We start from the raw sequence: 23,615 nt of genomic DNA, 5'->3' as shown, positions 1-23,615 counted from the left end.
CGCGTGTCTTTCCCGGGGGGCTCCCGTATCCTTGCCGCATGCGTAAAGACCCTGTCGAATGGATCCTGCGCGGCCTGTATTCGGTCGTGCTCTACATCCTGCTGCCAATCACCGTGTACCACCTGGTCTGGCGCGGTTTCCGGGTCCGTGAATACTTCCGGCGCTGGGATGAACGCTATGCGTCCTATCCGCAGCCGACCGGCCAGCCGCGGGTCTGGCTGCACGCCGTCTCGGTGGGCGAGGTCAACGCCGCCGCGCCACTGGTCAACGCCCTGCGCGAGCAGCGCCCGGACATCCGCTGGGTCATCACCACCATCACCCCGACCGGGTCGGAGCGGGTGCGCGCGCTGTGGGGCGATGCGCTGGACCACGTCTACCTGCCGTATGACGTGCCGGGCAGCGTCAACCGCTTCCTCGGCCATTTCCAGCCCAGCCTGGCGCTGATCCTGGAAACCGAGCTGTGGCCGAACATGCTGTTCGGCTGCCGCGACCGCCGCATCCCGGTCTACATCCTCAACGCCCGCCTGTCGGCCCGCTCGCTGCGCGGCTACCGTGTGCTGGCCGCGCTCATCCGCCGCGCGCTGCGCACCGTCACCTGCGTGGCCGCACAGTCGGAAGACGATGCGGCGCGCTTCGTGCAGCTCGGCGCGGCGCCGGAGCAGGTACAGGCGCTGGGCAACCTGAAGTTCGACATCACCACGCCGGACGTGCGGCCGTTCGTGGCCCAGTTCCATGCGCAGGTTCCGGCCACGCGGCCGGTGTGGATCGCTGCCAGCACCCACGATGGTGAAGAGCAGGCGGTGATCGACCTGCACCGGCGCCTGCGCGAGCGCCATCCGGACCTGCTGCTGCTGTGGGCACCACGCCACCCCGAACGCTTCCCGAAGGTCGAAGCGCTGGCCCGCGAGCAGGGCTGGAGCGTGGCCACGCGCCGTGCGCAACAGTGGCCGGGTGCGGGCACCGAGGTGTTCGTCATCGATACGCTGGGTGAACTGATGCCGTTCTACGGCTGTGCGCAGGTCGCCTTCGTCGGCGGCAGCCTGCAGGCCATCGGCGGGCACAACCTGCTGGAACCGGCAGCGATGGGCACGGCTGCGGTGACCGGTCCGCACCTGCATAATTTCTCCGAGATCTCGCGGCGCATGCGCGAGGCCGGGGCGCTGCTGATCGGCGAGGACGTGCAGGCGGTGGGCGATCTGCTGCAGCACCTGCTGGACGACGCGCAGGCCCGCGAAGACATGGCGCGAGCCGGTTGTACGCTGGTGAGCAACGGCCGCGGGGCCCTGCAGCGCACGCTGGCGCTGGTCGCGCCGCACCTGCCGCCGCCGCGCGACTGAGGCCAGCGCACGCTGCCGTCCCGGCACTGTCGCGTTCGACAGATTCAAGCCCGCTTGACGCCCTCCGCGCTGTCGTAGTCGGACCGTTGGCCGTTGCCTGCTGTGTCTGCAATCACAGCGCGACACACATTCGGCCGATTCTGATTCCGTCCCTCGATCCAGGCTGCCAGCCTGATGTCCACCATGCTTGGACAGCATCAAGGGAGCTTGCGATGAAGGACGACAGCGATGCCGGTCTGCGCAGCGGGCGCGCGGCGTTCGACCGGTTGGGCAGCGACCACCTGCTGGTGCTGGCGCTGACCCTGCTGATCGGGGGCAGCGTGATCGCCCTGGTCAGCCAGAACACCGCGGCACGCGCGGGGCCGGCCATCGTGCTGAGCCTGTTGCTGGCGGCCGTGGGCACGGCGCCGCTGCTGTTCTGCCTGCGTGAGGTCATGCGCCGCACGCCGGATGCAGCAGGGCTGCCGGCGTTGTTGCAGGGTGTGTGCGGGCGACGGCTGGCGGCCGTCCTGCTGGCCCTGCTGCTGCTGGATCTGCTGGCCACCCTGGCTGGCGCCGCGCAGTCGGGGGCCCGCCACCTGTACGCGGCCGCCGGCGCGCTCGGCGCAGCACCGCAGCGCTGGCTGCCGATGTCCATGGCGGCGGCGCTGGGCCTGCTGCCGGTTGGCCTGGCGGCGATGCTGCGGCCACGTCGTGCGCTGCTGGTCGCCTGCGGGCTGCTGACCGTGAAAGTGGGCCTGGGCCTGCTGCTGGTGCTGCTGGCCGCGCGCTACGTGCACTACGGCAACTGGGTGCCGTGGATGCCGTCCTCCACCGGGCCGCATCGTTTCGGCCTGGGCGGCGTGGTAGCCGCTGCCGTGCCCCTGCTGGGGGTATTCGCGAGCGCGGGCCTGCTGCTGGGCGTGGCACCGCGGGTGCAGCGACCGCACCGGCAACTGACCCAGATGGCCGGTGGTGCAGTCCTGGCGGCCATGCTGCTGCTGATGGGGCTGGCGGCGCTGCAGTCGGGCCTGGTGCAGTTCGCGGCGCTGGACAGCACGCGGCCGCTGTCAGTGGCGGTGCAGGCGGTGCCGCAGCTGCAGTGGGTGCTGCCGCTGGTTCCGGTGGCGGGCTGGGCCGGGTTGCTGGCGCTGCAGGTGGTGGTGCTGCTGCTGGCGGTGGAACTGCTGCCGGCGTTGTGGCGGCGGCCGGGTGCCGATGCCGCTGATCACGACGATCGCGACCCGGGGCGGGCGGTGCTGGCTCTGGGTGCGGCTGCGCTGGCGATGCTGCTGGTGCCTTGGCTGCCTGAGCGCGCGGTGCTGCCACCAGGCCTGGCCGTGCTGCCGTTGCTGGCGGTGCTGTGTCTGGGCCTGCTGCGTCCACAGGGCCCGCTGCCGCGCCAGCGCACGGCGTTGATCTACCTGTTGGCGCCGTTGGCGGCCGTGTTGTGCCTGGTGCCGCTGGCCCGGCAGATCCAGCTCTGGCAGGGGTGACGTGGCCCGTGACCGCGCACGGCAGCCACGCATGGCGTGGCTCTACTGCCTCTGGATCCATGCCATACGCGAAAAACACGCACCCCGTAGATCCACGCCACGCGTGGATGCACACGCACCCGGTAGATCCACGCCACGCGTGGATGAACGCGCGCCCCGTACATTCGCGCCACGTCGCAGTAGATCCACGCCATGCGTGGATGCTCCCCCTCGCGACCCGCACCCACAAAAAAGCCACCCTTGCGGGTGGCTTCTTCGTTCTACCGGCAGGCGACGACTCAGTTCGTGGTCGTGGCCGGGTTGCCGGCATCCTGGGTCAGCAGGCGGTTGATGTCCTGCAGTTCGGCCACGTCCAGCGCACCCAGCGACTGGCTCAGCAGCAGGCGGTTCTGCAGGAAGGTGTAGCGGGCGTTGGCGTAGTCCAGCTGCGCGGAGAACAGGATGCGCTGGTTCTGGATCACGTCCAGCACGGTGCGGGTACCCACTTCCAGGCCGACCTGCGACGCGTCATACGCGCTCTGCGCCGAGACCACCGCCAGGCGGCGGGCTTCCACTTCGCTGATGCCCTGCACCAGGGTCTGGTAGGCATTGCGGGTGTTGCGGTCCAGGGCACGCTTCTGCTGCTCGTAGCCGTCCTGGGCGATGTCACGCTGGGCCAGCGCCTGGCGCACGCCGGACTGGGTGGCACCGCCGGAGAAGATCGGCACGCTCAGGGTCAGGCCGATGCTGTTGGTGCGCGCATCGGGGGACAGCGAACCGGAACCGACGCTGTCGCCCCAGGTCGCGCTCTTGCCCCAGCTGCCGCCCAGCGACAGGGTCGGGTAGTGGCCGCCACGTGCAGCCTGCACACCGGCTTCCGCCGCGCTGACCTTCAGTTCCTGCGCCTTCAGCGCCGGGTTCTGGCTGGTCGCCTGCTGCACCAGTTCGCTGATGTTGCCGCGGTTGGCCGGCACTTCCGGACGGAAGTCGGCCGGCAGGCCCTTCAGGTTCATCACCGGCTGGCCGGTCAGTTCGGTCAGGGCCTGGTAGTTATCGGCCAGGGTGTTCTGCGCAATGATGGTGTTGGCGCGCGCCTGGTCGTACTGGGCACGTGCTTCGTGCACGTCGGTGATCGGCGCCAGGCCCACTTCCAGGCGCTTGTCGGCGAAGTCGAACTGCTTCTTCGCGGCCGCTTCATTGGTCTGTGCGGCGTTCAGCGATTCGATCGCCACCAGCACGTTGAAGTAGGCCGCCGAGCTGCGCACGATCAGGCTGTCGTTGGCCGAATCGAGGGTGAAATCCGCCGCCTTGCTCAGCTCACGCTGCGAGCGCAGGTTGTTGATCTGCGTCCAGTTGAACAGCGTCTGGCTGCCGTCGATCGTGTAGTTGCGGCGCTTGCTGGTGACGGTGCCGGAGTTGGCATCGGCATCGGCTTCGGTGCGCGTGCGGTTCAACGTGGCGGTGCCGTTGATCTGCGGCAGCAGCGCGGCACGCGCCTGCACGGCGCCTTCCTTGTCGTACAGCCGGGTCGATTCGGCGGCCGACAGTTGCGGATCGCCATTGCGTGCCATTTCGTAGACCTGCAGCAGGTCGGCGGCATGGGCGGACAACGGCAGCAGGGCAGTGGCCAGCGCAACAGCGAGGGATCGGCGGATCATTGCGGCTTCCTTGGACTCAGAGGTGGAACTGGGGTGCCGGGGCGGCACCGCGCAGGTAATCGATATCGGTTTCGAACAGCGATTCGGTGCTGCCGTCGGCCTTGACCAGCAGGGCTTCCATCGCCGGCGAGCGGCCGTGGATCACGAACAGGCGACCACCGGGACGCAGCCACGAGGCGAACTGTGACGGCACCACGTCGACCGCGCCAGTGACACAGATCACGTCAAAACGGCGCTCGGTCTGCCAGGTCAGGGCATCGGCCACTTCGACGCGGACGTTGGTGCCCAGGCCCGAAGCATCCAGGCGGGCGCGTGCAGCGGCGGCCAGCTCCGGGTCGATTTCCAGGCTCAGCACGTCGCGCGCCAGCGCGCCGATGCAGGCCGAAAGGAAGCCGCTGCCGGTGCCGATTTCCAGCACTTCGTCACCCGGCTGCAGATCCAGCGCCTGCAGGGTACGGCCCTCGATGACCGGCTTCATCATCTTCTGGCCGTTGCCGATCGGCAGTTCGACATCGGCATAGGCCAGCGCCCGGTGCGCGTCGGCGACAAAGGCCTCGCGCGGCAGGCGGGCGAGCACGTCGAGCACCTTGATGTCCAGCACGTCCCAGGGACGGATCTGCTGTTCCACCATCAGTTCGCGGGCGTGGGCGTAATCAATCGTCATGAGGTTCAAATCCAGCGCAGTGGGCCGGCCATTTTACCGGTGCCGGAGGCCGGCGGCGCGCCCAGAGCATCAGCTTTCGGGCGGCCGGGGTCGCAGTGCCGGAAGTCATCGCGACCTCCGGTTCGTTCAGTTTGGTGCTTCAGGCGGTTCCAGACCCTCGCGGCGCATAGGCGCGCAGGAAGAAATCGACGCTGTCGGGCACGTGGCTGGAAGCATCGCACTGTCCCGGTGACAGCGGCATGCCGCACATCCGGTTCATATGCACCTCGCCCTTGATGAGGGTCAGGAACTGCTGGCCGGCCAGGCGGAAATCGCTGATCTCCAGCTCGCCGCGCGCGGTGCGCGAGCGCAGGAAATCGGCCAGCGCCTCGCAGGTGCGCTCCGGGCCGGCCTGCCAGAACAGTTCGCGCAGGCGTTCATCGGTCTCCGGGGCCATCATCACCCGCTGCACCGAGATCGCCGCATCGGAGGTGATCATCTCGAAGAAGGCCTGGCCGATGCCCAGCAGCTGGTCGCGCAGCGGGCCTTCGGCATCGGCCACGAACAGCGCGTCCGGCAGCATCTCCATGCACTTGGACTGCACAGCTTCGGTGAAAAGCGTTTCTTTATCGCCGAAATGGCTGTAAACGGTCAGCTTCGATACGCCCGCCTGGGCGGCGATGCTGTCCATGCTCACGCCGGTATAGCCCTGTTCGACGAACAGGGTCTTGGCCGCTTCGAGGATCGCCGCGCGCTTGCCGAGGTCCTTCGGACGCCCGGGACCGGCGGCCTTGGCAGCAGGCTTGGCCGATGCTTTGCGGGAAGTGGGAGAACTCATTCCCGTAATACTAGACCAACCGGTTCGATATTTATACTATACCGGCCAGTTTACTAAATTGGGGTTGGCCCTCGTGCCGGCTCCCCCGCGTTTGAACCCTGTGTTTTCAGGACGTTGACCGATGAAGAGCGTGCGCTGGCTGGGCAGTTGGGTGTGGGTGGTGGCGCTGGCCGCCTGTTCGGGGCCGGAGCAGGCGCCGCAGGCCGCGGTGCCGGTGCTGGTGGTGCATCCGGGCGAGCAGGCCGGGCAGGGTGCGGCGTCGTTCCCGGGCACCATCCGGGCCCGCCAGGAAAGTCCGCTGTCGTTCCGCGTGGGCGGCAACCTGGTCAAGCGCCACGTCGATGCCGGCCAGCGGGTGAAGAAGGGCGACGTGCTGGCCGAGCTGGACGTGGCCGACTTCGCCCTGCAGGCGCGCGCTTCGCAGGCACAGCTGGCGGCGGCCGAAGCCGACCTGGCGCGTACCCGCGATGATCTCAAGCGCTACCAGGTGCTGGCCGACCAGCAGCTGGTCAGCCGTTCGCAGCTGGACCAGCAGAGTGCCGCCTTCAAGGCCGCACAGGGCCAGGCCAACGCGGCCCGCGCCAACCTCGACGTGCTGCGCAACCAGGCGGGCTATGCCCAGCTGCGCGCGCCGGCCGATGGCGTGATCGCCAGCCGCGAGGCCGAGGCCGGGCAGGTGGTGTCGGCCGGCCAGACCATCTTCAACCTGGCCGCCGATGGCGCCCGCGAAGTGCTGATCGACCTGCCCGAAGCGACCTTCCGCGACTACGCGGTGGGCCAGCCGGTGCAGGTGGAACTGTGGAACCGACCGGGCCAGCGCCTGCCGGGCACGATCCGCGAGATCGCGGCTGCGGCCGATCCGCAGGCGCGCACCTATGCCACCCGCGTCAGCCTGGCTGCCGAAGCGCTGGCCGATGTCGAGCTGGGCCAGAGCGCGCGGGTGTTCAGCAGCGCCGGTCGCACCGGCACCCTGCAGCTGCCGCTGGCTGCGCTGCAGCGCGGTGCCAACGGGGCATCCAGTGTCTGGGTGGTGGATCCGGCCAACAGCACGCTGAAGGACGTGGCCGTCACCACCGGTGCCTATGGCAGCGACAGCGTGCCGGTGTTGTCCGGCGTCGCTGCCGGTGATTGGGTGGTGGCCGCGGGTGGCCACCTGCTGCGCGCCGGCCAGCCGGTGACCGCCGTGGACCGGCAGAACCGCCCGGTGCTGAAGCCGGCCACGCCGGCCGCCGCGCCGAAGGCCAAGGAGTAAGCCGGTGCGCCGCTTCAATCTTTCCGAGTGGGCGCTGGCCAATCGTCCGCTGGTGCTGTTCGCCATGCTCGCCTTCGCAGTGATCGGCGCGTGGTCGTACAAGCACCTGGGCCAGTCCGAGGACCCGCCGTTTACCTTCAAGGCGATGGTGGTGCGCACGCAATGGCCCGGCGCCACCGCCGAGCAGGTGTCGCGGCAGGTGACCGAGCCGATCGAGAAGGCGCTGATGAATACCGGCGAATACGAGTTCATCCGCTCGTATTCGCGTCCGGGCGAATCGCAGGTGATCTTCATGGCCCGCGACAGCCTGCGTTCCAAGCAGATTCCGGACCTGTGGTACCAGGTGCGCAAGCGCGTGGGCGACATCCGCGCGACGTTGCCGCGCGAGATCGTCGGCCCGTTCTACAACGATGAATTCGGCGATACCTACGGCAACATCTATGCGCTCACCGGCAAGGGCTTCGACTATGCGGTGATGCGTGACTACGCCGACCGCATCCAGCTGGAACTGCAGCGCGTGCCCGACGTCGGCAAGATCGACCTGGTCGGCCTGCAGGACGAGAAGGTGTGGATCGAGCTGTCCAACACCCGCCTGGCCACGCTGGGCCTGTCGATGCAGCAGGTGCAGCAGGCGCTGGCTGACCAGAACGCGATTGCCGGTACCAGCTTCTTCGAAACGCCGACCGACCGCGTGCAGCTGCGCGTGACCGGCCAGTTCGACAGCATCGAGGCGATCCGCCAGTTCCCGGTGCGTGCCGGCGAGCGCACCGTGCACCTGGGCGACATCGCCGAGGTCAAGCGCGGCTTCGCCGATCCGGCCTCGCCGAAGATGCGCTTCATGGGCGAAGAGGCCATCGGCCTGGCCGTGGCCATGAAGGACGGCGGCGACATCCTCAAGCTGGGTGCGAACCTGGATGCGGAGTTCGAGCGCCTGCAGAAGACCCTGCCGACCGGCATGCAGCTGCGCAAGGTCTCCGACCAGCCGCAGGCGGTGGAAGAGTCCGTCGGCGAGTTCGTCCAGGTGCTGACCGAAGCGGTAGTGATCGTGCTGCTGGTCAGCTTCTTCTCGCTGGGCCTGCGTACCGGCCTGGTGGTGGGCGTGACCATTCCGCTGGTGCTGGCGATGACCTTCTTCGTCATGCATTACTTCGGCATCGGCCTGCACAAGATTTCGCTGGGCGCGCTGGTGCTGGCGCTGGGACTGCTGGTGGACGACGCGATCATCGCGGTGGAGATGATGGCCACCAAGATGGAGCAGGGCTACGACCGCCTGCGCGCGGCCAGCTTCGCCTGGGAATCGACCGCGTTCCCGATGCTGACCGGTACCCTGATCACCGCGGCCGGCTTCCTGCCGATCGCCACCGCTGCGTCGAGCACCGGTGAGTACACCCGTTCGCTGTTCCAGGTGGTGACCATCGCGCTGGTGGTGTCGTGGATCGCGGCGGTGCTGTTCATCCCGTACCTGGGCGACAAGATGCTGCCGGACCTGTTCAATCCGCAGCCGCCGAAGCCGGGCAGCCTGTCCGCGCGCTGGCTGGCCCGGCGCCGGCAGTGGGCCGACCGCTTCCCGGCGCTGGCCAACCTGATCGCCCCGGCGGAGCACGGCCATGACCACGATCCCTACCAGCGGCCGTTCTACCAGCGCTTCCGTCGCTTCCTCGATGCCTGCCTGCGCCATCGCTGGTGGGTGATCGCCGCGACCATCGGCCTGTTCGTGTTCTCGCTGATGATGTTCCGCTTCGTGCCGCAGCAGTTCTTCCCCGATTCGACCCGGCCGGAACTGATGGTTGACATCGAACTGGCCGAGGGCGCCTCGCTGCGCTCGACCCAGGCCCAGGCCGAGAAGCTGGAAAAGCTGCTGCACGGGCACGAAGGCATCGCCAATTACGTGTCCTACGTGGGCACCGGTTCGCCCCGCTTCTACCTGCCGCTGGACCAGCAGCTGCCGGCGACCAACTTCGCCCAGTTCGTGGTGCTGGCCAAGGACACCCACGCCCGCGAAACCGTGCGCGACTGGCTGATGAAGGACGTCATCCCGCAGTTCCCCGATGTACAGATGCGCGTGACCCGCCTGGAGAACGGCCCGCCGGTGGGTTACCCGGTGCAGATGCGCGTGTCCGGCGAGCACATCGAGCAGGTTCAGGCCATCGCGCGCCAGGTCGAGGCCAAGGTGCGCGAGAACCCGCACGTCATCAACGTCAACCTGGACTGGAGCGAGCCGAGCAAGGTGGTGCGCCTGGTGATCGACCAGGAACGTGCGCGCGCGCTGGGCGTGAGCAGTGCGCAGGTCAGCCAGTTCCTGGCCAGTTCGCTGGCGGGGCAGTCGGTGAGCGTGTACCGCGAAGGCAACCGTCAGATCGAGATGCTGCTGCGTGGCCCGGCCAACGAGCGTGACCAGCTGGAGCTGCTGTCCAGCCTGGCCATGCCCGTCGCCAACGGTGGCAGCATCACGCTGTCGCAGGTGGCGACGATGGAGTATGGCTTCGAGGACGGCATCATCTGGCACCGCAACCGCCTGCCGACGGTGACCGTGCGCGCCGATATCGGCGATGGCATGCAGCCGCTGGACGTGGTGCAGCAGCTCCTGCCGACACTGGATGGCATCCGTGCGCAGCTGCCCAGCGGCTACCTGCTGGAAACCGGCGGCACGGTGGAGGATTCGGCGCGTGGCCAGGACTCGATCAAGGCCGGCATGCCGCTGTTCCTGATCGTGGTGGCGACCCTGCTGATGCTGCAGCTGCGCAGCTTCTCGCGGGCGGCGATGGTGCTGGTGACTGCGCCGCTGGGCATCATCGGTGCCACCCTGTTCCTGCTGCTGTTCCACGCGCCGTTCGGCTTCGTGGCGCTGCTGGGCACCATCGCGCTGGCCGGCATGATCATGCGCAACTCGGTGATCCTGATCGACCAGATCCAGCAGGACATCGACGCCGGGCATGACCGCTGGCATTCGATCATCGACGCCACGGTGCGGCGTTTCCGCCCGATCGTGCTGACCGCGCTCGCTGCCGTGCTGGCGATGATCCCGCTGTCGCGCAGCGCGTTCTACGGCTCGATGGCGATCTCGATCATGGGCGGCCTGATCGTCGGCACCGTGCTGACCCTGGTGTTCCTGCCGGCGCTGTATGCGGCATGGTTCCGGGTCAAGCCGGGCGAGTAGAGTCGAGCTTGCTCGACTGCCGTTGCCGGGGTCGGATCCCTTTCCCGCAGGGAAAGGGCTCCGACCCCATCCACGTATGGCGTGGTTCGTCAGTAGAGCCACCCCATGGGTGGATGATTCAAGGCGCGGGTGAGTTCCGGTACGCGATACCCCGCACCGCCAGCAGGAAGAACACGGCGGCAGCCAGGGTCAGCAGCACGGGAATGATCTGGTCGATGGCCAGGCCCAGCGCATTTGCCCACGCCTGGGGCAGCGGGTTGCCGGCGTAATAGACCACCACCGCAAAGGCCGGCGAAGCAATGAACGGCCACACACACATTGCCGTGCTCAGCCACGCGAATGCTGCGCTGCTGCGCGTACGCACCCGGCGGTGCAGCATCCAGGCGGCAATGGCGCAGAGCAGGAGGCCGAGGCTTCCTGCAATGCCGGTCAACAGATCGGGAGTGAGCACGGCCGGGTTCCTTGGCAGCAGAGGGTGGATCCAGTTCCGGCATCATGCACCATCCACGATCAACAGTAGAGCCACCCCATGGGTGGCTGCTTCGACGGATTCAGCCGGAACCTGCTACCTGCCGGGAGGATGGCGGGGAACGACGCAAAGGAATATCCCTCATGACTGGATTGCCGACAGATCTCACAAAGGAAATCAATCGCCTGCTCGACCTCGGGCGAATGGATGACGTTGCTGTGATCCTGCGCGATGCGCTGAAGTCGGGATCCGCCGAGGCGATGTTCCTGTCGTCTTCGTACGGATCCCAGGAGGAGAGCATTGAGGAATTCGAGGCGAGGAGTCTTTCCCAAGTGATGCTTTCGGCTGACATGGGCTATGCGCCCGCTCAGTTCCGCTTGGGCACGTATTTTCTGTTTGGCGACTTTGTCGGGGTGGACGTTGACAGGGCGGAGCAGTGCTTCAAGTCGGCCGCAGGATCAGGGTATCCCCCTGCAATGTATGAGTATGGATTGGCCTTGCTGAAAGGCGCGTCCGCTGGGGATTCCCGCGTAGAGGCAATGTCCTGGATTGCCCGGGCCGCCGAAGCGGGAGACGATCATGCCGCCGGGTTCTTGGCTGGTATAGGTGATTAGGATCACTCGGCCAATGGCGCGGTTGGCAACATGGCACGTCTTGCGTCGGTCACGCTGACCGTCGTTCCTGTGTTTGACTTACCAACAACATCAGGGGGAGCGAGGTGATGTTTCTGCGGTTGTTTGGAGTGGGTTGCGGACTGCTCTGCGTAGCGTTCGGTCTGTTTGTGTTCGTTGGCGCGCAGGCCGGTCCGGTCTGCCGGGTCAACTGTGGACTGCACGTCGCGATCATTCAGCGTCTGGGGCCGACCGCGTACAACGTCGCTGCGGGGACGTTTGGGATGGTAGTGGGCGGATGGCTGGTGTTCGCTTCGTCTAGGCTGGGAAGTCAGAACGGGCGCAGAAAGCAGAAGAAGCGGCGCAGGCGGCAGTAGGCGCTCGTCGCTGCGCCTGCGCTGCTCAGTCTCTTTTGGCAGGGGTCAGAGCCTTTCCTGCGGAAAGGATCCGACCCCACCCACGCACGGCGTGGATCTACTAGTACAACCCCTGCGCCAGCATCGCGTCGGCCACCTTCACGAAGCTGGCGATGTTGGCACCATCCACGTAATTGACGCTGCCGTCGGCGCGCTTGCCATGGCGCACGCAGCTGGCGTGGATGTCCTTCATGATCGCGTGCAGGCGTTCGTCCACGTCGGCGTGGTGCCAGGACAGCCGCTGCGCGTTCTGGCTCATCTCCAGCCCGGACGTCGCCACGCCACCGGCATTGCTGGCCTTGCCCGGTGCATACAGCGTGCCGGCCTGCAGGAACACATCCACCGCTTCCAGCGTGGAGGGCATGTTGGCGCCCTCGGCCACGCACTGCACGCCGTTGTGCACCAGCGTGCGGGCGTCATCTTCATCCAGCTCGTTCTGGGTGGCGCAGGGCAGGGCGATGTCCGCCGGCACATGCCAGGGACGCTTGCCGGCGAGGAACTCGAAGCGGGTATCGCTTGCCAGTTCCTGCAGGAGGCCACGGCGCTCGTTCTTCAGTGCCATCAGTTCCTGCAGGGCCTGCTCGTCGAAGCCATCGCGCGCGTACAGCGTGCCGCCCGAATCGGAGAAGGTCAGCACCTTCGCGCCCAGCTCGATGGCCTTCTGCGCGGCGTACTGGGCGACGTTGCCGGAGCCCGACACCAGCACGCGTGCCCCGTGGGTTTCGCGGCGCGCGTGGTGCAGCATCTGCTCGACGAAATAGACCGTGCCGTAGCCGGTCGCCTCCGGGCGCATCAGGCTGCCGCCATAGGACAGGCCCTTGCCGGTAAACACGCAGGCAGCATCGTTGCTGAGCTTCTTCATCATGCCGGCCATGTAGCCGACCTCACGCGCACCGACGCCGATGTCACCGGCGGGCACGTCGGTGTCCGGACCCAGGTGGCGGTGCAGTTCCAGCATCAGCGCCTGGCAGAAGCGCATGACTTCGGCATCGCTGCGGCCCTTGGGGTCGAAGTCCGAACCGCCCTTGCCGCCGCCCATCGGCAGCGTGGTCAGTGCGTTCTTGAAGGTCTGCTCAAAGGCGAGGAATTTCAGGATCGACAGGTTCACCGACGGGTGGAAACGCATGCCGCCCTTGAACGGGCCGATGGCCGAGCTGTGCTGCACGCGCCAGGCGCGGTTCACCTGGGCCTGGCCGGCGTCATCGCTCCAGGCCACGCGAAACTGGATCAGCCGCTCCGGTTCGACCAGGCGTTCCAGCAGGCCCTGCTGCAGGTAGCGCGGGTTGTCCTGCAGGAACGGCCAAAGGCTGTGGACCACTTCCTTCACTGCCTGCAGGAACTCGGGCTGGTGCGGGTCACGGCGGGCGACGTCGGCGAGGAACTCGTCGGGGGAACGATGCTTCAAAGGCATTCCTTGGATTGAGGCCTGGGCGGGGCGGCGGCTGCGCGGTCGGCGGGTAGGGCGGACGACCGCCACAAACGCGAACGCGGCCCGGGGGCCGCGTTCGTGGGTTCACTTCAGCTTGGCCAGCACCGCGTCGGTGGCGGCGGCGGTGCTGACCGCCTGCCCCTTGGCCGCAAGGTCGGCGGTGAACACGCCGTCATCCAGCACCGCATGCACGGCGGCTTCCACGGCGGCCGCTTCGGCTTCCAGACCCAGCGAGTGGCGCAGCAGCATCGCGGCGCTGAAGATCGTCGCGTAGGGATTGGCGATGCCCTTGCCGGCGATGTCCGGCGCCGAACCATGGATCGGCTCGTAGATGCCCACCGCGCCCGGTTCGCCCAGCGAAGCCGAAGGCAGCAGGCCCAGCGAACCGGCCAGCATCGAGGCTTCATCGGTGAGGATGTCGCCGAACATGTTCTCGGTGACGATCACGTCGTACTCGCGCGGCTTGGCCAGCAGGTGCATGGCCATCGAATCGACCAGCTGGTGTTCCAGCGCCACGTCCGGGAATTCCTCGCGGCCGATGCGCGCGGCCACGTCGCGCCACAGGCGCGAGGTTTCCAGCACGTTGGCCTTGTCCACCGAGGTGACCTTGCCACGGCGCTGCTGGGCCAGGCGGAAAGCGCTGCGCAGCACGCGTTCGATCTCGGCCACGGTGTAGCGGCACAGGTCGCTGGCGCTGTCGGCGTCGCGGGTCTTGTCGCCGAAGTAGATGCCGCCGGTCAGTTCGCGCACCACCACGAAGTCCACGCCCTGCAGCAGCTCGGCCTTGATCGGCGAGGCGTGCAGGGCGGCTTCATGGGTGCGCACCGGACGCAGGTTGGCGTACAGGCCCAGCGCCTTGCGGATCGCCAGCAGGCCCTGCTCCGGACGCACCTTGGCATTCGGGTCGGACCACTTCGGGCCACCCACCGCGCCCAGCAGCACCGCATTGGCGGCCTGGCAGGCGGCCAGGGTGACGGCCGGCAGCGGCTCGCCATGGCGATCGATGGCGATGCCACCGATGTCGTGCTCGCTGAAGGTGAAGCTGTGGTTGAAGCGTTCGGCGACGGCCTTCAGGACGGCAACCGCGGCGGCGGCGACTTCCGGGCCGATGCCATCACCGGGCAGGACAACAATTTCAGCGTGCATGCTCACTCTCGTAACGTTCGATTTCAGGGACACGGCCCAACAGATACCCCAACTGGTCGACACCTTCCAGCAGGCAGGTCTGCGAGAAGCCATCCAGCGGGAAGGAATAGACGCGGCCGTCGGGGGTGCGCAGCTCGCGCGCGGCCACGTCGATGGTCAGCTCGTCGTCCGGGCGCTGCATCAGCGCCTGCACGTCGGCTTCGTCCAGCACGATCGGCAGCAGGCCGTTCTTCAGCGAGTTGCCACGGAAGATGTCGGCGATCTCGCTGCTGACGATGGCGCGCAGGCCCAGGTCGGTCAGCGCCCACGGCGCGTGTTCGCGCGAGGAACCGCAGCCGAAGTTGCGGCCGGCCAGCAGGATGCTGCGGCCGGCGTTGTGCGGCTGGTTGAAGGCGAAGTCGGCCACGGGCGAACCATCGGCCTGCCAGCGCCAGTCATTGAACGCGTTGCGGCCCAGGCCGGCGCGTTCGGTGGTGGACAGGAACCGCGCCGGAATGATCTGGTCGGTGTCGATGTTGGTCTGCGCCAGCACCACGCTGGACGAGGTCAGGGTACGGAAACCGGCCATCACGCCACCTCCTGTGCGAACAGCTCGCGGGTGTCGGCCACCTGGCCCTTCACCGCGGCCCACGCCGCGCTCATCGGCGAGGCCAGCAGGGTGCGCGAACCGGGGCCCTGGCGGCCCTCGAAGTTGCGGTTGCTGGTGCTCACGGCCAGCTGGCCGGGGGCGACCAGGTCACCGTTCATGGCGATGCACATCGAGCAGCCCGGCTCGCGCCATTCGGCACCGGCCGCACGCACGATCTCGTGGATGCCTTCGGCCTCGGCCTGGCGCTTGACGATCTCCGAGCCCGGCACCACCAGCATGCGCACGCCGTCGGCGACGTGGCGGCCACGCAGCACCTGCGCCACTTCGCGCATGTCACTCAGGCGGCCATTGGTGCACGAGCCCACGAACACCACGTCGACCGGGGTGCCGGCCAGCGCCTTGCCGGCCTGGAAGTGCATGTAATCCAGGCCCTTCTGCGCAGCGGCATCGTTGGCGGCCGGAATCGGCGCGTCCACGGCGATGGCGGTGCCCGGGTGGGTGCCCCAGGTCAGGGTCGGGCGGATATCGGCGGCGTCGATGCGCACTTCGCTGTCGAAGCGTGCGCCTTCATCGCTGCGCAGTTGCTGCCAGCGCGCCACGGCGGCATCGAAGTCGGCGCCCTTGGGGCCGCGCGGGGTGTTGGCCACGAAGTCGAAGGTGACCTGGTCGGGGGCGACCATGCCGGCACGCGCGCCTGCTTCGATCGACATGTTGCACAGGGTCATGCGCTGTTCCATGTCCATCGCTTCGATGGTGCTGCCACGGAACTCGATGACGTGGCCGGTGCCACCGTTGACGCCGATCACGCCGATGATGTGCAGGACCACGTCCTTGGCGCCGACGCCCGGCGCCAGCGGGCCATCAACGGTGATCGCGAACGTCTTCGCCTTGCGCTGCAGCAGGCACTGGGTGGCCAGCACGTGGCCGACTTCGCTGGTGCCGATGCCGAAGGCCAGCGAACCGAACGCACCGTGGGTGGAGGTGTGGCTGTCACCGCAGACGATGGTCATGCCCGGCTGGGTGAAACCCTGCTCCGGGGCGATGACATGGACGATGCCGCGGTTGTCCGAGGCCATGTCGAACAGCTCGATGCCGTACTCGGCGCAGTTGCGCGCCAGGGTGGCGACCTGCGCTTCGGAGGCGGCGCTGGCGTAGGGCAGCTTGCCGTCGGCACCGGCCGGCAGGGTCGGGGTGGAGTGGTCCATCGTCGCCTTGGTGCGATCCGGGCGGCGCGGCGCCAGGCCACGCGAACGCAGCTCGGTGAATGCCTGCGGCGAGGTGACCTCGTGGATCAGGTGCAGGTCGATGTACAGCACGGCGGGGGCGCTGTCGGATTCGGGAACCACCACGTGGGCGTCCCACAGTTTGTCGTACAGGGTGCGGGGTGCGGAAGTCATGCGTATGCCTGGCAGAAGTACGAGAGAGCGAACATCAATAAAGAAAGCGGGACGGTCAAGTCAGCGACGGCGGGCGAGCACGCGCAGGCGCACGTAGTCGGCCAGCGGCCGGCCGGCTGCGTCACGCGGCAGGTCCTCCAGCAGGACCACCGCGGCCTCGCGCACGGTGGCGCGGGCGGCTGCCGGCAGATCGTCCAGCAGCGGCGCGGCGAACACCCGCAGCCAGCCGGCCACGCCGGTCGGCAGCGCGGTCGGGCGCGGCGTGGTCTCGATCAGCTGCACCTGGAAGCCGTGCTGGCGCAGGCGGTCGGCGTAGGCATCGGCGGTCGGGAAATACCACTGGAACGCGCTGGCGCCATGGCCATGGGCCACGCGTGCGGCCTGCACCGCGGCGATGATCGTAGCCACGTTGCCATGGCCGCCGAACTCGGCGACGAAGCGGCCGCCGGGGCGCAGGGCACGACGCACGCCCTCCAGCACGCGGTCCGGGTTGCCCATCCAGTGCAGCGCGGCATTGCTGAACACCGCATCGAACTCGGCGTTGAAGGTCAGCGCGTGGCCATCCATCACCTGCGCGTCGACGCCGCGCGCGCGGGCGGCATTGACCAGTTCCGGCGAGGCGTCCACGCCGTGGATGCGTGCGCCGCTCAGGGCCAGTTCGGTGCTGAGTACGCCATCGCCACAGCCCAGGTCGAGGATGCGTTCACCGGTGCGCGGGTCGAGCAGGCGCGACACCGCACCGCCGAGCAGCGGCACGAAACCGGCGTCGATCGCATAGTCCTGGGCGTTCCACTGCTGGCCGGCGGCCGTGGTGGCGGTGTCGAAGGCGCTCATGTCAGTTTCCTCAGGCAGTGGCGGCGGTCGGGGTTTCGGTGTTGCTGGCGGCGCCCTGGCGCTGGCGCAGCAGGCGGTTGGCCACGTCCAGCCAGGCCAGCGCGGAGGCTTCGATGATGTCCTTGCTGGTGCCGGTGCCGTCGTACTCCACGCCTTCGTGGCGCACGCTCAGGTTGGCTTCGCCACGCGCATCGGCACCGATGCCGACGCTGTGCACCTGGTAGCTGTCCAGCTGCAGCTGCACGCCGGTGGCCGAGGACAGTGCGCCGAACAGGGCATCGACCGGGCCATCGCCCTGTGCGGTCTCGGCCACGCGGTTGCCTTCCGGGTCGGACAGTTCGACCAGCGCATTGGCGCGGCTGCCGACATCGCTGATGGTCATCGAGGCCAGGCGGTAGCCCTGGTTGTTGGCGCCGCCCTGCATCAAGGTCTGCAGGTCGGCGTCGGTGACTACGCGCTGCTGCTCGCACATCGCCTTGAACTGTTCGAAGACCAGCTTCAGTTCGTCTTCTTCCAGCCAGAATCCCAGCGCACGCAGGCGCGATTCGACGGCGGCACGGCCACTGTGGCGGCCCAGCACCATCTGCGAATCCTCCCAGCCCACGTCTTCCGGACGCATGATTTCGTAGGTGCCGCGGTGGCGCAGCATGCCGTGCTGGTGGATGCCCGATTCATGGGCGAAGGCGTTGGCACCGACGATGGCCTTGTTGCGCTGGACCGGCATGCCGACCAGACGCTGCAGCAGCTGCGAGGTGCCGACGATGCGCGGGGTATTGATCGCGGTGTCCTGCTCGTAGAAGGCCTGGCGCACCTTCAGCACCATGGCGATTTCTTCCAGCGAGCAGTTGCCGGCGCGCTCGCCGATGCCGTTGATGGTGCACTCGACCTGGCGTGCGCCACCTTCGACGGCGGCCAGCGAGTTGGCCACGGCCAGGCCCAGGTCGTTGTGGCAGTGCGCGCTGAAGATCACGTTGGCTGCGTTCGGCACGTCGGCCACGCCGGCGATGACCTGCTGGAACATCGCGCGGATTTCTTCCGGCGTGGTGAAGCCGACGGTGTCGGGCAGGTTGACGGTGGTCGCGCCGGCGGCGATCGCCACGCGGGCCACTTCAATCAGGTAATCCAGCTCGGTGCGGGTGGCATCCTCGGCCGAGAACTCCACGTCGTCGACGTAGGTGCGGGCCAGGGTGACGTGCTTGCGTACCGACTCCAGTACCTGCTCGCGGCTCATGCGCAGCTTGTGCTCGCGGTGCAGCGGGCTGGTCGACAGGAACAGGTGCAGGCGCGGGTTGGCCGCCGCTTCCAGCGCACGCGCGGAGGTTTCGATGTCGGCCTGCAGGCAGCGCGACAGCACCGCCAGGGTCAGGCTCGGGCGGCGCAGCTCACGGCCGATCAGGGCCATCGCTTCGCGGTCGGACTGCGAGCTGGCCGGGAAGCCGGTCTCGATGATGTCCACGCCCAGTTCGTCCAGCGCACGCGCCATCACCAGCTTCTGCGGCGGGCTCATGCTGCAGCCGGGGGACTGCTCGCCGTCACGCAGGGTGGTGTCGAAGATGCGGATGCGCGGGGTGGTAATTCGTTCGATGGTGGTCACAGGGAAATCTCCTCGACAGCGGGCGCGACGGCTTGCAGGTTGGAAGGGGAAGAAGTGGGGGAGGCGGGGGCGCTGGCCTTGCTGGGCGAGCGTGGGGTTTCACTGCGGCGCCGGCGCGGTTTGCGCGGCGGCCGGGGGCGGATGTCGGTCAGCAGGCCGGCCAGCACGCCGGCATCGATGTTGCCGCCGGACACCACCGCACACTTGCGGCGGCCAGCCACGCGGCGGCCGGCGGCCAGGGCCAGCGCACCGGCGCCCTCGGCGATGATGTGTTCTTCCAGCGCCAGGCGGACCAGGGTCTCGCGCAGCTCGGCTTCGCGCACGATCACCACATCGTCCAGCAGCGAGGCACACAGGCGGCGGGTCAGGTAGCCGGGCACCTTCACCCGCACGCCGTCGGCCAGCGACGGCACCGGTGCGATCTCGTTGACATCACCGTGGATCGCGCGGGCCATCGAATCGACGCCCTCGACCTGCGCACCGATGATGCGCACGCCCTGCGATTTCAGTGCCAGCGCCACGCCGGAGGCCAGGCCGCCGCCACCGATCGGCACGATCACCACGTCCGGTGCATGCGGTGCCAGTTCGATGCCGACCGTGCCCTGGCCGGCGATCACGTCGGCATCGTCGAAGGCGGACAGGAAGCGGTAGCCATGGCGCTGCGCCAGTTCCACGGCGAAGGCGAAGGCCTCGTCGTAGCTGTTGCCGTGCTGGCGTACGGTGGCGCCCCAGTGGGCGACACCGGCGATCTTGGTGGCCGGCGCGCCATGCGGCATCACGGTGATGGCCGGCACGTCCAGGCGGTAGGCGGCCCAGGCCACGCCCTGGGCGTGGTTGCCGGCCGAAGCGCAGATCACCGGCCGGGTGTCACCGCGTTCGCGGCCGGCCAGCAGCGCGTTCAATGCGCCGCGCACTTTGTAGGAACCGGTGCGCTGCAGGTTTTCCAGCTTCAGCCAGGTGCCGAAGCGTTCGGCATGGTGCAGCGGAGTAGGCGGCAGGAAGCGGCGCAGGCGGGCCTGCGCAGCCAGTACGTCGGCGACGCTTACGTCACCGACATCGCTTTCCTTGCTGGCATCAGCGGCCGGCATGGGCCACCAGCGGATTGCCGGACTGCGCCGGGTGCGGGCACGGGCGACGAAGAAGACGCCTCCGTGCCGGCACCGTGGTCGCTACGGTACGGGTGTTCATCATGCAGCTCCTTCCACGGGCGTCAGCTGTACCGACACGCAGTCGTAGATCTTTTCCATCTGCCGGCACAGGGTGTCCGGCGGCCGCTGGCCATCGACCACCAGCTGCAGGTGCCAGCGTCCGTCATCGGCGGCCACCGGCGCGCCGCTGATCGCGCGCGGGGCGAAGCCGCGGCGTTCGGCCATGCCGATCACGCGCAGCAGCGCGCCTTCGGCCGGGTGCAGCACCAGGTCAAGCCGGTATTGCATTGGGGGTCTCCTGGCGGGCATGGGCGGGGTTGCTTTCCAGCATGGTGCTGTTGGCGGTGTTGGGCGGCACCAGCGGCCACACGTTGGCGCGTGCATCGATGGCCACGTGCAGCAGGGCGGGGCCCGGTTCGGCCAGCAGCGCGGCCAGGCCGCCTTCCACGTCGTCGCGGTTGTCGATGCGGGTGGCAGCGATGCCGAACACCTTGGCCAGGGCCACGAAGTCCGGGTTGTCGGACAGGTCGATCTCGCTGTAGCGCTCGGAGAAGAACAGCTCCTGCCACTGCCGCACCATGCCCAGCGAACTGTTGTCCAGCAGCACGATCTTCACCGGCAGGCGGCAACGCGCGATGGTGGTCAGCTCCTGCACGTTCATCATGAAGCTGCCATCGCCGGACACCAGCACCACGGTGCGGTCGGGGCAGGCGAACTGCGCGCCCATCGCCGCCGGCAGGCCGAAGCCCATGGTGCCCAGCGCGCCACTGGTCAGGTGGTTGCGCGGGTGGTTGAAGCGGCAGTGCTGGGCCACCCACATCTGGTGCTGGCCGACATCGCAGGCGATGACCGTGTCGGCCGGCGCCACTTCGCTCAGCCGCTTCAGCAGCGCCGGGGCGTAGATGTGCTGGCCCGGTGCGTCGTAGCGGGCGGCGAAGCGGTCGCGGTGCTGGGCACAGCGCTTGCGCCATGCGTCCTGGTGGGCCTGGGGGGAGGGGAAGGCCGCACGCAGGGCGCGGATGGCATGGCTGACATTGCCCGGCACCGCGACATCGGCGCTGCGCAGCTTGGAGATCTCGTAGGCGTCGGCGTCGATGTGGACCACGCGGGCGAACGGAGCGAACTCGGCCAGCTTGCCGGTGGCACGGTCATCGAAGCGCGCACCCAGCACCAGCAGCAGATCACTTTCCTGCACCGCCATGTTCGCGGCGCGGGTGCCGTGCATGCCCAGCATGCCCAGCGACTGCGGGTGCTGCGGGGGCAGCGCGCCCAGGCCACGCAGGGTCATCACGGTGGGGATGGCGCTGGCCTCGGCGAAGTCGCGCAGGTCCTGCACGGCCTCGCCCAGGGCAATGCCACCACCGGCGTAGATCACCGGCTTCTCGGCCGCTTCCAGTGCGGCGATGGCCTCGGCGATGGCCGCATCGGCGGCCGCGGCCGGCGGTTCCACGCTGGACGGCACGTGCGCCGGCAGGTGGCTGGCATCGGCCAGCTGCACGTCCTTGGGCAGGTCGATCAGCACCGGCCCGGGGCGGCCCTCGCGGGCAATGCGGAAGGCATCGGCGACCACGCGCGGCAGGTCATCGACGCTGCGCACCAGCCAGCTGTGCTTGACGATGGGCAGGGTCAGGCCGAACACATCCAGTTCCTGGAAGGCGTCGGTACCCAGCAGCGGCGTGGCGACCTGGCCGGTGATGCAGACCATCGGCACCGAATCCAGCATCGCATCGGCGATGCCGGTGACCAGGTTCGACGCGCCGGGGCCGGAGGTGGCCACGCAGACGCCGACCTGGCCGCTGGCGCGGGCGAAGCCATTGGCCGCCAGCGCCGCACCCTGCTCGTGGCGCACCAGGATGTGCTTCAGCGACGAATCCACCAGCGCGTCGTAGAACGGCATGATGGTGCCGCCGGGATAGCCGAACAGCGTACGGACGCCCTCGGCCTCCAGCGCCTGGGTCAGCCAGCGCGCACCGTTGGGCGGCGCGCTGCGGTGTGTGGGAGAGTTCATGGGGAACCTTGCAAAGCGGGTGGGGGTGGCCGCGTGGTTACGCGGCCTGTCCTTGCAACCAGACCATCTTGGCGCGCAGTTCCTTGCCCACCTTCTCGATCGGGTGCTCCAGGTCGGCCTGCTTGTACTTCTTGTAGTTCGGCAGGCCCGCTTCGTACTCGGCCACCCAGTTCTTGGTGAAGGTGCCGTCCTGGATGTCCTTCAGGACTTCCTTCATGCGCTCCTTGGTGCTGGCGTCGATCACGCGCGGGCCGCTGACGTAGTCGCCGTACTGGGCGGTCTCGGAGACGAATTCCAGCATGCGCGAGATGCCGCCTTCGTAGAACAGGTCGACGATCAGCTTCAGTTCGTGCAGCACTTCGTAGTAGGCGATTTCCGGCTGGTAACCGGCTTCCACCAGCGTTTCGAAGCCGGCCTGCACCAGCGCCGAGGCACCGCCGCACAGCACTGCCTGCTCACCGAACAGATCGGTTTCGGTCTCTTCCTTGAAGGTGGTCTGGATCAGGTTGGCGCGTGCGCCGCCCAGGCCGGCCGCATAGGCCTTGGCATGCTGTTCGGCCTTGCCGGTGACATCCTGGTGGATGGCCCAGATGCACGGCACGCCGCGGCCGATTTCGTATTCGCGACGGACCAGCGCACCCGGGCCCTTCGGCGCGACCAGCACCACGTCCAGGTCGGCGCGCGGCTCGATCATGCCGTAATGCACGTTCAGGCCGTGGGCGAACAGCAGGCAGGCACCCTGCTTCATGTTCGGCGCCAGCACCTCGTTGTACAGCTTCTTCTGCACCATGTCCGGGGTCAGCACGGCGACCAGGTCGGCGTCCTTCACGGCGTCAGCCGGGGCCACCACGTTGAAGCCGTCGGCCTGGGCCTTGGCTTCGGTCGGGCCGCCCGGGCGCAGGCCTACCACCACGTCGAAACCGGATTCGCGCAGGTTCAGTGCGTGGGCGCGGCCCTGGCTGCCGTAGCCGATGACGGCGATCTTGGTCTGGGGCAGATCGTTGGTGCTCATGGGGGAGGTTCCTTGCGGTGGGAAGAAAAAGACGGGAAGAAAAAGACGGCCGGCAGTCGAAGCGACGTACCGGCCGGTCAGGGGAAAACGGTGGGGGAGGCGCCGCGCATCGCACGGGCACAGCCACCACGAGGCGTCGTGGTGTGGCAGGTCCGGGTTTTGCAGTTGGCGGTGTTCATGGTGGTTGCGTCTGAAACCAGGTCTTGAAATGAAAAAACCCGCACCGGGGCGGGTGCGGGTTTTTGTCGAGTTCCGGTGTGTCTGTTGCTTACACGCTGGCTCGTCCCGCACCTGTTGGCTGGGTAATAAGTACGAGCACGAGAATCGAACGCAGCGAGGCGGCGCCGGTGTCGGCGGCTTCAACGTGGGTTCGCAGTGGCGTGGTGTGGTGCAACATGTGATCGAGAGAAACATGTGCGATTCGGCAGTGTCAACCCTGGCAACGGATATTTTTTTGGTTTCCGCTGCATCCGGCGCAATCGCTTGTGGCACAAGGATGGTTGCGGCTGAAAGTGTTTCGGTGAACCGGAATTCACTCTTTTCAGCGGGTTGTTTGCGCGGGAATGAGGGGCTTTTACCGCTGCGCTCGCCGGGCACGGCCCGGCGCTACCACCACAACGCAT

General features: G+C 67.9%; 20 protein-coding genes. 6 read left to right on the top strand and 14 right to left on the bottom strand.

From position 1 onward, the window contains the following. The first annotated feature begins 38 nt into the window (after positions 1–38). Positions 39–1,337 carry a lipid IV(A) 3-deoxy-D-manno-octulosonic acid transferase gene (gene waaA / locus IAE56_RS02585; protein WP_200751356.1) on the top strand — a complete coding sequence of 433 codons (1,299 nt, stop codon included), beginning with the start codon at positions 39–41 and terminating at the stop codon, positions 1,335–1,337. A gap of 212 nt (positions 1,338–1,549) precedes the next feature. After that, complete coding sequence (locus IAE56_RS02580) at positions 1,550–2,812, top strand: amino acid transporter (RefSeq protein ID WP_200751355.1); 1,263 nt, start codon at positions 1,550–1,552, stop codon at positions 2,810–2,812. Between the two features lie 278 nt (positions 2,813–3,090). Here IAE56_RS02580 and IAE56_RS02575 read toward each other — a convergent pair whose 3' ends face one another. The 3 genes from IAE56_RS02575 to IAE56_RS02565 all read right to left on the bottom strand — a co-directional run bounded on the left by IAE56_RS02575 (position 3,091) and on the right by IAE56_RS02565 (position 5,930). After that, a complete protein-coding gene (locus IAE56_RS02575; RefSeq protein WP_200751354.1) occupies positions 3,091–4,449 on the bottom strand; it encodes a TolC family outer membrane protein in 1,359 nt (452 codons plus the stop codon). Positions 4,450–4,465: 16 nt separating this feature from the next. Then, positions 4,466–5,113, bottom strand: coding sequence for a protein-L-isoaspartate O-methyltransferase (locus tag IAE56_RS02570; RefSeq protein WP_150453226.1), 648 nt, complete (start codon positions 5,111–5,113; stop codon positions 4,466–4,468). Positions 5,114–5,252: 139 nt separating this feature from the next. After that, on the bottom strand, positions 5,253–5,930 hold the full coding sequence (locus tag IAE56_RS02565) for a TetR/AcrR family transcriptional regulator (RefSeq protein ID WP_108769938.1): 678 nt from the start codon (positions 5,928–5,930) through the stop codon (positions 5,253–5,255). A gap of 121 nt (positions 5,931–6,051) precedes the next feature. Here IAE56_RS02565 and IAE56_RS02560 point away from each other — a divergent pair, with 121 nt between their 5' ends. After that, a complete protein-coding gene (locus IAE56_RS02560; protein ID WP_200751353.1) occupies positions 6,052–7,182 on the top strand; it encodes an efflux RND transporter periplasmic adaptor subunit in 1,131 nt (376 codons plus the stop codon). Between the two features lie 4 nt (positions 7,183–7,186). Then, complete coding sequence (locus IAE56_RS02555) at positions 7,187–10,339, top strand: efflux RND transporter permease subunit (protein ID WP_200751352.1); 3,153 nt, start codon at positions 7,187–7,189, stop codon at positions 10,337–10,339. A gap of 118 nt (positions 10,340–10,457) precedes the next feature. Here the strand turns inward: IAE56_RS02555 and IAE56_RS02550 are convergent, their stop codons facing one another. Beyond that, complete coding sequence (locus tag IAE56_RS02550) at positions 10,458–10,790, bottom strand: hypothetical protein (protein ID WP_200751351.1); 333 nt, start codon at positions 10,788–10,790, stop codon at positions 10,458–10,460. Between the two features lie 161 nt (positions 10,791–10,951). Here IAE56_RS02550 and IAE56_RS02545 point away from each other — a divergent pair, with 161 nt between their 5' ends. Further along, positions 10,952–11,422: an SEL1-like repeat protein gene (locus IAE56_RS02545; RefSeq protein ID WP_200751350.1), complete on the top strand. Its 471-nt coding sequence runs from the start codon at positions 10,952–10,954 to the stop codon at positions 11,420–11,422. A gap of 474 nt (positions 11,423–11,896) precedes the next feature. Here the strand turns inward: IAE56_RS02545 and gdhA are convergent, their stop codons facing one another. From gdhA to ilvC, 10 genes are all read right to left on the bottom strand, one after another. After that, positions 11,897–13,246: an NADP-specific glutamate dehydrogenase gene (gene gdhA, locus IAE56_RS02540; protein WP_200751349.1), complete on the bottom strand. Its 1,350-nt coding sequence runs from the start codon at positions 13,244–13,246 to the stop codon at positions 11,897–11,899. 102 nt (positions 13,247–13,348) lie between these two features. After that, a complete protein-coding gene (leuB, locus tag IAE56_RS02535) occupies positions 13,349–14,410 on the bottom strand; it encodes a 3-isopropylmalate dehydrogenase (protein ID WP_200751348.1) in 1,062 nt (353 codons plus the stop codon). Beyond that, positions 14,400–14,978 (bottom strand): 3-isopropylmalate dehydratase small subunit, encoded by a 579-nt coding sequence (leuD, locus tag IAE56_RS02530; protein ID WP_006390726.1) that lies wholly within the window; start codon positions 14,976–14,978, stop codon positions 14,400–14,402. Before leuD ends, leuB begins: the two co-directional genes overlap by 11 nt. Further along, positions 14,978–16,396 (bottom strand): 3-isopropylmalate dehydratase large subunit, encoded by a 1,419-nt coding sequence (leuC, locus tag IAE56_RS02525; RefSeq protein ID WP_200751347.1) that lies wholly within the window; start codon positions 16,394–16,396, stop codon positions 14,978–14,980. The genes leuD and leuC overlap by 1 nt, the downstream gene beginning before the upstream one ends. Before the next feature lie 60 nt (positions 16,397–16,456). Then, complete coding sequence (locus IAE56_RS02520; RefSeq protein ID WP_200751346.1) at positions 16,457–17,230, bottom strand: class I SAM-dependent methyltransferase; 774 nt, start codon at positions 17,228–17,230, stop codon at positions 16,457–16,459. Positions 17,231–17,240: 10 nt separating this feature from the next. Further along, positions 17,241–18,824 carry a 2-isopropylmalate synthase gene (locus tag IAE56_RS02515; protein ID WP_200751345.1) on the bottom strand — a complete coding sequence of 528 codons (1,584 nt, stop codon included), beginning with the start codon at positions 18,822–18,824 and terminating at the stop codon, positions 17,241–17,243. Further along, complete coding sequence (locus tag IAE56_RS02510) at positions 18,821–19,912, bottom strand: threonine dehydratase (protein WP_200751344.1); 1,092 nt, start codon at positions 19,910–19,912, stop codon at positions 18,821–18,823. Before IAE56_RS02510 ends, IAE56_RS02515 begins: the two co-directional genes overlap by 4 nt. Positions 19,913–20,011: 99 nt before the next feature. Further along, the gene (locus IAE56_RS02505; protein ID WP_200751343.1) at positions 20,012–20,260 is read right to left on the bottom strand and encodes an ACT domain-containing protein; all 249 of its coding nucleotides are present in this window, start codon (positions 20,258–20,260) and stop codon (positions 20,012–20,014) included. After that, the gene (gene ilvG, locus IAE56_RS02500) at positions 20,244–21,980 is read right to left on the bottom strand and encodes an acetolactate synthase 2 catalytic subunit (protein ID WP_200751342.1); all 1,737 of its coding nucleotides are present in this window, start codon (positions 21,978–21,980) and stop codon (positions 20,244–20,246) included. The genes IAE56_RS02505 and ilvG overlap by 17 nt, the downstream gene beginning before the upstream one ends. 37 nt (positions 21,981–22,017) lie before the next feature. Beyond that, positions 22,018–22,992 carry a ketol-acid reductoisomerase gene (ilvC, locus tag IAE56_RS02495; protein WP_200751341.1) on the bottom strand — a complete coding sequence of 325 codons (975 nt, stop codon included), beginning with the start codon at positions 22,990–22,992 and terminating at the stop codon, positions 22,018–22,020. 208 nt (positions 22,993–23,200) lie between these two features. On the opposite strand from ilvC, the gene IAE56_RS21055 reads away from it, so the two are divergent. Next, positions 23,201–23,615 (top strand): hypothetical protein (locus tag IAE56_RS21055; protein WP_234455843.1); only part of this gene is annotated, 415 nt, incomplete at its 3' end.

This window comes from Stenotrophomonas sp. S41, from assembly GCF_016624625.1.
Classification (GTDB): domain Bacteria; phylum Pseudomonadota; class Gammaproteobacteria; order Xanthomonadales; family Xanthomonadaceae; genus Stenotrophomonas.
This window is presented reverse-complemented; position numbering and strand designations above follow the sequence as displayed.